5 protein-coding genes are annotated in these 7175 nt (G+C 60.8%); all 5 read right to left on the bottom strand.

Features of this window, described 5'->3' with window-relative positions:
* Positions 1-134 precede the first annotated feature (134 nt).
* Positions 135-1325, bottom strand: a complete 1191-nt coding sequence (prpF, locus tag ACW9IR_RS15465) for a 2-methylaconitate cis-trans isomerase PrpF (RefSeq protein ID WP_110719769.1) — start codon at positions 1323-1325, stop codon at positions 135-137.
* A 54-nt stretch (positions 1326-1379) separates the two neighbouring features.
* Positions 1380-3974 carry a Fe/S-dependent 2-methylisocitrate dehydratase AcnD gene (acnD, locus tag ACW9IR_RS15470; protein ID WP_457464016.1) on the bottom strand — a complete coding sequence of 865 codons (2595 nt, stop codon included), beginning with the start codon at positions 3972-3974 and terminating at the stop codon, positions 1380-1382.
* A 203-nt stretch (positions 3975-4177) separates the two neighbouring features.
* Positions 4178-5305 carry a bifunctional 2-methylcitrate synthase/citrate synthase gene (gene prpC / locus ACW9IR_RS15475; protein ID WP_457464018.1) on the bottom strand — a complete coding sequence of 376 codons (1128 nt, stop codon included), beginning with the start codon at positions 5303-5305 and terminating at the stop codon, positions 4178-4180.
* A 126-nt stretch (positions 5306-5431) separates the two neighbouring features.
* Positions 5432-6322 carry a methylisocitrate lyase gene (prpB, locus tag ACW9IR_RS15480; protein ID WP_034152882.1) on the bottom strand — a complete coding sequence of 297 codons (891 nt, stop codon included), beginning with the start codon at positions 6320-6322 and terminating at the stop codon, positions 5432-5434.
* Entirely contained in the window at positions 6319-7041 is a 723-nt protein-coding gene (locus tag ACW9IR_RS15485; RefSeq protein ID WP_181429361.1) for a GntR family transcriptional regulator, read from the bottom strand. Before ACW9IR_RS15485 ends, prpB begins: the two co-directional genes overlap by 4 nt.
* Between the last annotated feature and the right edge of the window lie 134 nt (positions 7042-7175).

Consider the following 7175-nt stretch of genomic DNA (forward strand, 5'->3'; position numbering starts at 1 on the left):
AACCCCAGACACCTCGATCAGCCAGCTGAATCCATAATCGCCTTGATCTTTCAGGTCGATGTACATCTCCAGACACCTCGGTCGGCCCCCTCTCCCTCCGGGAGAGGGCTGGGGTGAGGGTAAAAGCTCTTGGGTCAGAACGAATCTCCGGGAATGCGCACGTAACCCTCCATCAGGACACGCGCGCTACGGCTCATGATGGCTTTCTTCACCACCCACTCACCGTTCTCCAGACTGGCTTCAGCGCCAACGCGCAACGTTCCGGACGGATGCCCGAAACGCACGGCATTACGCTCAACACCACCGGCCGCAAGGTTTACCAACGTGCCGGAAATCGCTGCCGCGGTACCAATCGCCACCGCCGCCGTGCCCATCATCGCGTGGTGCAACTTGCCCATCGACAACGCCCGCACCAGCAAATCGACGTCACCAGCGTCAACCGCTTTGCCACTGGAGGCCACGTAATCCGCAGGCTTGGCAACGAATGCAACTTTCGGCGTGTGCTGCCGCTTGGCCGCTTCATCCAGATTCGATATCAGCCCCATGCGCAACGCGCCATAAGCCCGAATCGTCTCGAACATCTGCAACGCTTTCGGGTCGCTGTTGATCGCGCTCTGCAACTCGGTGCCGGTGTAACCAATGTCTTCGGCGTTGACGAAAATCGTCGGGATACCGGCGTTGATCATGGTCGCCTTGAAGGTGCCAACACCCGGCACTTCGAGCTCATCAATCAGGTTGCCGGTAGGAAACATCGAACCACCGCCACCCTCTTCTTCCGCCGCCGGATCCATGAACTCAACCTGCACTTCAGCGGCCGGAAAGGTCACGCCGTCGAGTTCGAAATCACCGGTTTCCTGCACTTCGCCGTTGGTGATTGGCACGTGGGCAATAATCGTTTTGCCGATGTTGGCCTGCCACACGCGCACCACCGCGACACCGTTGTGCGGGATACGGCTGGCCTCGACCAGGCCATTGCTGATGGCGAACGAACCGACCGCTGCCGAAAGGTTGCCACAGTTGCCGCTCCAGTCCACAAAGGGCTTGTCTATCGAGACCTGACCGAACAGGTAATCGACGTCGTGATCAGCCTTGATGCTTTTCGACAGGATCACGGTTTTGCTGGTGCTTGAAGTCGCGCCGCCCATGCCGTCGATCTGCTTGTCGTACGGGTCGGGACTGCCAATCACGCGCAGCAATAAAGCGTCGCGAACCGGGCCTGGAATCTGCGCCGCTTCGGGCAGATCCTTGAGGCTGAAGAACACGCCTTTGCTGGTGCCGCCGCGCATGTAGGTGGCGGGAATTTTTATTTGTGGTGCGTGAGCCATGATGCTCCTTACCGAGGGCACGGGACTTGAAATCCCCTGCCCACATCAGTTGATTTAAACGGCAACCGCCGACTCTTCAAGGAAGTCCTGAGCAAAGCGTTGCAACACGCCGCCAGCCTCGTAGATCGACACTTCTTCAGCGGTATCGAGACGGCAAGTCACCGGCACTTCAACGCGCTCGCCGTTCTTGCGGTGAATCACCAGCGTCAGATCCGCACGCGGCTTGCGTTCGCCGATCACGTCGTAGGTTTCGCTGCCGTCTATGGCCAACGTGTGACGGTCCGTGCCGGGCTTGAACTCCAGCGGCAACACGCCCATGCCCACCAGGTTGGTGCGGTGAATGCGTTCGAAACCTTCTGCGGCAATCGCCTCGACACCGGCCAGACGCACGCCTTTCGCCGCCCAGTCGCGGGACGAACCCTGACCGTAATCGGCGCCGGCAATGATGATCAGCGGCTGCTTGCGTTCCATGTAGGTTTCGATGGCTTCCCACATGCGCATGACCTTGCCTTCCGGCTCGACACGCGCCAGCGAACCCTGTTTGACCTTGCCGTTTTCCACGACCATCTCATTGAACAGTTTCGGGTTGGCAAATGTTGCACGCTGCGCGGTCAAGTGGTCGCCACGGTGGGTGGCGTAAGAGTTGAAGTCCTCTTCCGGCAGGCCCATTTTCGCCAGGTATTCGCCGGCGGCGCTGTCGAGCATGATCGCGTTGGACGGCGACAGGTGATCGGTGGTGATGTTGTCCGGCAGCACCGCCAGCGGGCGCATGCCCTTCAGCGGACGGGCGCCGGCCAGCGCGCCTTCCCAGTACGGCGGACGGCGGATGTAAGTGCTCATCTCACGCCAGTCGTACAGCGGCGTGACTTTCGGGCCGGTGTCTTCGTGGACGGCGAACATCGGAATGTAGACCTGACGGAACTGCTCAGGCTTGACCGAAGACTTCACCACGGCGTCGATCTCTTCGTCGCTCGGCCAGATGTCTTTCAGGCGAATTTCCTTGCCGTCGACCACGCCCAACACGTCCTTCTCGATATCGAAACGGATGGTACCGGCGATGGCGTACGCGACCACCAGTGGCGGCGAAGCGAGGAACGCTTGCTTGGCGTACGGGTGGATGCGGCCGTCGAAGTTGCGGTTGCCCGAGAGCACAGCGGTGGCATACAGATCGCGGTCGATGATTTCTTGCTGGATCAGCGGATCGAGCGCGCCGGACATGCCATTGCACGTGGTGCAGGCGAAGGCGACGACACCGAAACCGAGCTGCTCCAGCTCCGTGGTCAACCCTGCTTCGTCGAGGTACAGCGCCACGGTTTTCGAACCTGGCGCCAGCGAAGATTTCACCCACGGCTTGCGGGTCAGGCCGAGCTTGTTGGCATTGCGTGCGAGCAGGCCGGCAGCAATGACGTTGCGCGGGTTGCTGGTGTTGGTGCAGCTGGTGATGGCAGCGATGATCACCGCGCCGTCGGGCATTTGCCCCGGCACGTCATCCCACTGGCCGGAAATGCCTTTAGCGGCCAGATCCGACACCGCGACGCGGGCGTGCGGGTTGCTCGGGCCGGCCATGTTGCGCACCACCGAGGACAGATCGAAAGTCAGACCGCGCTCGTATTGCGCGCCTTTCAGATTGTCGGCCCACAGGCCGGTGAGCTTGGCGTATTGCTCGACCAACTGCACTTGCTGGTCTTCGCGACCGGTGAGTTTCAGGTAATCGATGGTCTGCTGGTCGATGTAGAACATTGCCGCCGTGGCGCCGTATTCCGGGGCCATGTTGGAGATGGTCGCGCGGTCGCCGAGGGTCAGCGCCGCCGCGCCTTCGCCGAAGAACTCCAGCCAGGCGCCGACGACTTTCTGTTTGCGCAGGTATTCGGTCAGCGCCAGCACCATGTCGGTGGCGGTGATGCCCGGTTGCAACTTGCCGGTCAGTTCGACGCCGACGCTTTCCGGCAGACGCATCCACGACGCGCGACCGAGCATCACGCTCTCGGCTTCGAGGCCGCCAACGCCGATGGCGATCACGCCCAAGGCATCGACGTGCGGGGTGTGGCTGTCGGTGCCGACGCAGGTGTCGGGGAACGCGACGCCCTCACGCACCTGGATCACCGGGGACATTTTCTCCAGGTTGATCTGGTGCATGATGCCGTTGCCCGGCGGGATCACATCGACGTTCTTGAAGGCCTTTTTGGTCCAGTTGATGAAGTGGAAACGGTCTTCGTTGCGACGGTCTTCGATGGCGCGGTTTTTCTCGAACGCCTGCTTGTCGAAACCGCCCGCTTCCACCGCCAGCGAGTGGTCGACAATCAACTGCGTCGGTACCACCGGGTTGACCTGCGCCGGGTCACCGCCCTGCAAGGCGATCGCATCGCGCAGGCCGGCGAGGTCGACCAGCGCGGTCTGGCCGAGAATATCGTGGCAGACCACACGCGCCGGGAACCACGGGAAGTCGAGGTCGCGTTTGCGTTCGATCAGTTGCTTGAGGGAATCGGTGAGCGTGGCCGGGTCGCAGCGACGCACGAGGTTTTCCGCCAGCACGCGGGAGGTGTACGGCAGAGTGTCGTAACTGCCGGGCTGAATCGCCTCGACAGCCGCGCGGGCGTCGAAATAATCCAGAGGGCTGCCGGGCAGGGTTTTGCGGAATTCTGTGTTCATCGGGTCAGGACTCGGGTCACGGTAGTTTCAAAGGGTGGGGCCAGACACCGACCTAAAAATTCACAACGCCCCTTGTAGGAGTGAGCCTGCTCGCGATAGCGGTAGATCAGTCGACATCAATGTTGAATGTCAGTCCGTCATCGCGAGCAGGCTCACTCCTACAGGGTTTTGCGGTGGCTTTCGGGATCGGGTCAGCCCACCATTCAGCGACGTTCGATTGGCACGAACTTGCGCTGTTCAACGCCGATATATTCGGCGCTTGGACGGATGATGCGGTTGTTGGCGCGCTGCTCGAACACATGCGCAGCCCAGCCAGTCAGGCGCGAGCAGACGAAGATCGGCGTGAACAGTTTGGTCGGGATGCCCATGAAGTGGTACGCCGAGGCATGGTAGAAATCGGCGTTAGGGAACAGTTTTTTCTGCTCCCACATGGTCTTGTCGATGGCTTCGGAAACCGGAAACAACACCTTGTCACCGACTTCATCCGCGAGTTTTTTCGACCAGCCCTTGATCACCTCATTGCGCGGATCGCTGTCCTTATAGATCGCGTGGCCGAAACCCATGATCTTGTCCTTGCGCTCGAGCATGCCGAGGGTGCCTTTGATCGCCTCTTCCGGCGAGGAGAAGCGCTCAATCATTTCCATCGCCGCTTCGTTGGCGCCGCCGTGCAACGGGCCGCGCAGCGAACCAATAGCGGCTGTTACGCAGGAATACAGATCGGACAGGGTCGAGGCGCAAACCCGTGCGGTGAAGGTCGAGGCGTTGAATTCGTGCTCGGCGTAGAGGATCAGCGAAACGTTCATCACTTTGACGTGCAATTCGCTCGGCTTCTTGTCGTGCAGCAAGTGCAGAAAGTGGCCGCCGATGGTCGGCTCGTCGCTGACGCAGTTGATGCGCTTGCCGTCGTGGCTGAAGCGATACCAGTAGCACATGATCGCCGGGAACGCGGCCAACAAGCGGTCAGTCTTGTCACGCTGCTCGGAGAAGTCTTTCTCCGGTTCGATATTGCCAAGGAACGAGCAACCGGTGCGCATCACGTCCATCGGGTGGGCGTCGGCGGGGATGCGTTCGAGTACTTCCTTGAGCGCTTGCGGCAGGTCGCGCAGCTTGCTCAGTTTGCCTTGGTATTCGTCGAGTTGCGCCTGGGTCGGCAGCTCGCCGTAGAGCAGCAGGTACGCGACTTCTTCAAATTGTGCATCGGCTGCCAGTTCGCGCACGTCGTAGCCGCGATAGGTCAGCCCGGCACCGGCCTGGCCCACGGTGGACAGTGCGGTCTGCCCGGCAACCTGGCCACGGAGCCCGGCGCCACTGAGTACTTTTGCTTCGGCCATTTCTATCTCCAATCTTGAATTTGTTAGGGAGTGTGGCGAAAAGATCGCAGCCTCGTTGCACTCGACAGCTCCTACAGGGGAATGCGGTTCATGTAGGAGCTGCCGCAGGCTGCGATCTTTTGATCTTTATTTCTTGGCGGCAAACAACGCATCGAGCTTCTGCTCGAAGGTGTGGTAATCGATGCGATCGTAAAGCTCCATGCGAGTCTGCATGGTGTCGATGACATTCTGCTGCGTGCCGTCGCGACGGATCGCCGTGTAAACGTTTTCCGCAGCCTTGTTCATCGCGCGGAACGCCGACAGTGGATAGAGCACCAGCGACACGTCGGCGCCGGCCAGTTGCTCGGTGGTGTACAGCGGCGTCGCGCCGAACTCGGTGATGTTGGCCAGGATCGGCGCCTTCACGCGGTTGGCGAACAGCTTGTACATTTCCAGCTCAGTGATGGCTTCCGGGAAGATCATGTCGGCGCCAGCCTCGATGCACGCCGCTGCGCGATCGAGTGCCGATTCCAGACCTTCCACCGCCAGCGCATCGGTACGCGCCATGATCACGAAGCTGTCGTCGGTACGGGCATCGACGGCGGCTTTGATGCGGTCGACCATTTCCTGCTGGCTGACGATCTCTTTATTCGGACGGTGGCCGCAGCGCTTGGCGCCAACCTGATCCTCGATGTGAATCGCCGCCGCGCCGAACTTGATCATCGACTTGACCGTGCGCGCGACGTTGAACGCCGACGAGCCGAAACCGGTGTCGACATCGACCAGCAACGGCAGATCGCAAACGTCAGTGATGCGGCGTACGTCGGTCAACACGTCATCCAGACCGGTGATGCCCAGATCCGGCACGCCGAGCGAGCCTGCGGCCACCCCGCCACCGGACAGGTAGATCGCCTTGAAACCGGCGCGCTTGGCCAGCAGCGCGTGGTTGGCGTTGATCGCGCCGACCACCTGCAATGGATGCTCGCTGGCGACCGCATCGCGGAAACGCTGGCCTGGAGTGCTGTGCTTGGAACTCATGACTCACCTCGTTCAGTGGCTGTCTTATTGTGGGCGCCGTCCTGGTAGTGACGGGCGATGTTGCGTTTCGAGGCGCCGATGTGACGGCGCATCAACAATTCCGCGAGTTCGCCGTCACGGTCGGCGATGGCATCGAGAATACGGTGGTGTTCGGCAAAGGCCTGGCGCGGGCGGTTCGGCGTGGTGGAAAACTGGATGCGGTACATGCGCACCAGTTGATACAGCTCGCCGCAGAGCATCTGTGTCAGCGTACGGTTGCCGCTGCCCTGGATGATCCGGTAGTGAAAGTCGAAATCGCCTTCCTGCTGGTAGTAGCCAACGCCGGCCTGAAACGCGGCATCGCGCTCGTGGGTTTCCAGCACCCGGCGCAGTTCGTCGATTTCTTCGACGCTCATGCGTTCGGCCGCCAGACGGCAGGCCATGCCTTCGAGGGATTCGCGGATTTCGTAGAGTTCGAGCAATTCGGCATGGCTGAGCGAGACCACCCGCGCACCGACGTGCGGTACACGCACCAGCAGACGCTGGCCTTCGAGCCGATGGATGGCCTCACGCAATGGCCCGCGGCTGATGCCGTAGGTGCGCGCCAGCTCCGGCTCGGAGATCTTGCTGCCCGGGGCGATCTCGCCTTTGACGATGGCCGCCTGAATGCGCCGGAAGACGTTTTCCGAAAGCGTCTCGGAATCGTCGCCGTTGATGACCGGGGGATCGAGTTGATCCAGCATGATTGTCGACACCTTTAAATCCAATGCGGCAAAAACTAGCCAATTCGCCCGCATCAGTCAAAGGATAAATAGGTATTGTCGACAATCGTCTAATAACCTTAAAAGATCGCAGCCTTCGGCAGCTCCTACAG

This window comes from Pseudomonas sp. SDT291_1_S447 (genome assembly GCF_054070155.1).

Excerpts from the sequence above, each read along its gene's own strand:
- prpF (WP_110719769.1), bottom strand. The coding sequence starts at position 1,325 with ATGGCTCACGCACCACAAATAAAAATTCCCGCCACCTACATGCGCGGC.
- acnD (WP_457464016.1), bottom strand. The coding sequence starts at position 3,974 with ATGAACACAGAATTCCGCAAAACCCTGCCCGGCAGCCCTCTGGATTAT.
- prpC (WP_457464018.1), bottom strand. The coding sequence starts at position 5,305 with ATGGCCGAAGCAAAAGTACTCAGTGGCGCCGGGCTCCGTGGCCAGGTT.
- prpB (WP_034152882.1), bottom strand. The coding sequence starts at position 6,322 with ATGAGTTCCAAGCACAGCACTCCAGGCCAGCGTTTCCGCGATGCGGTC.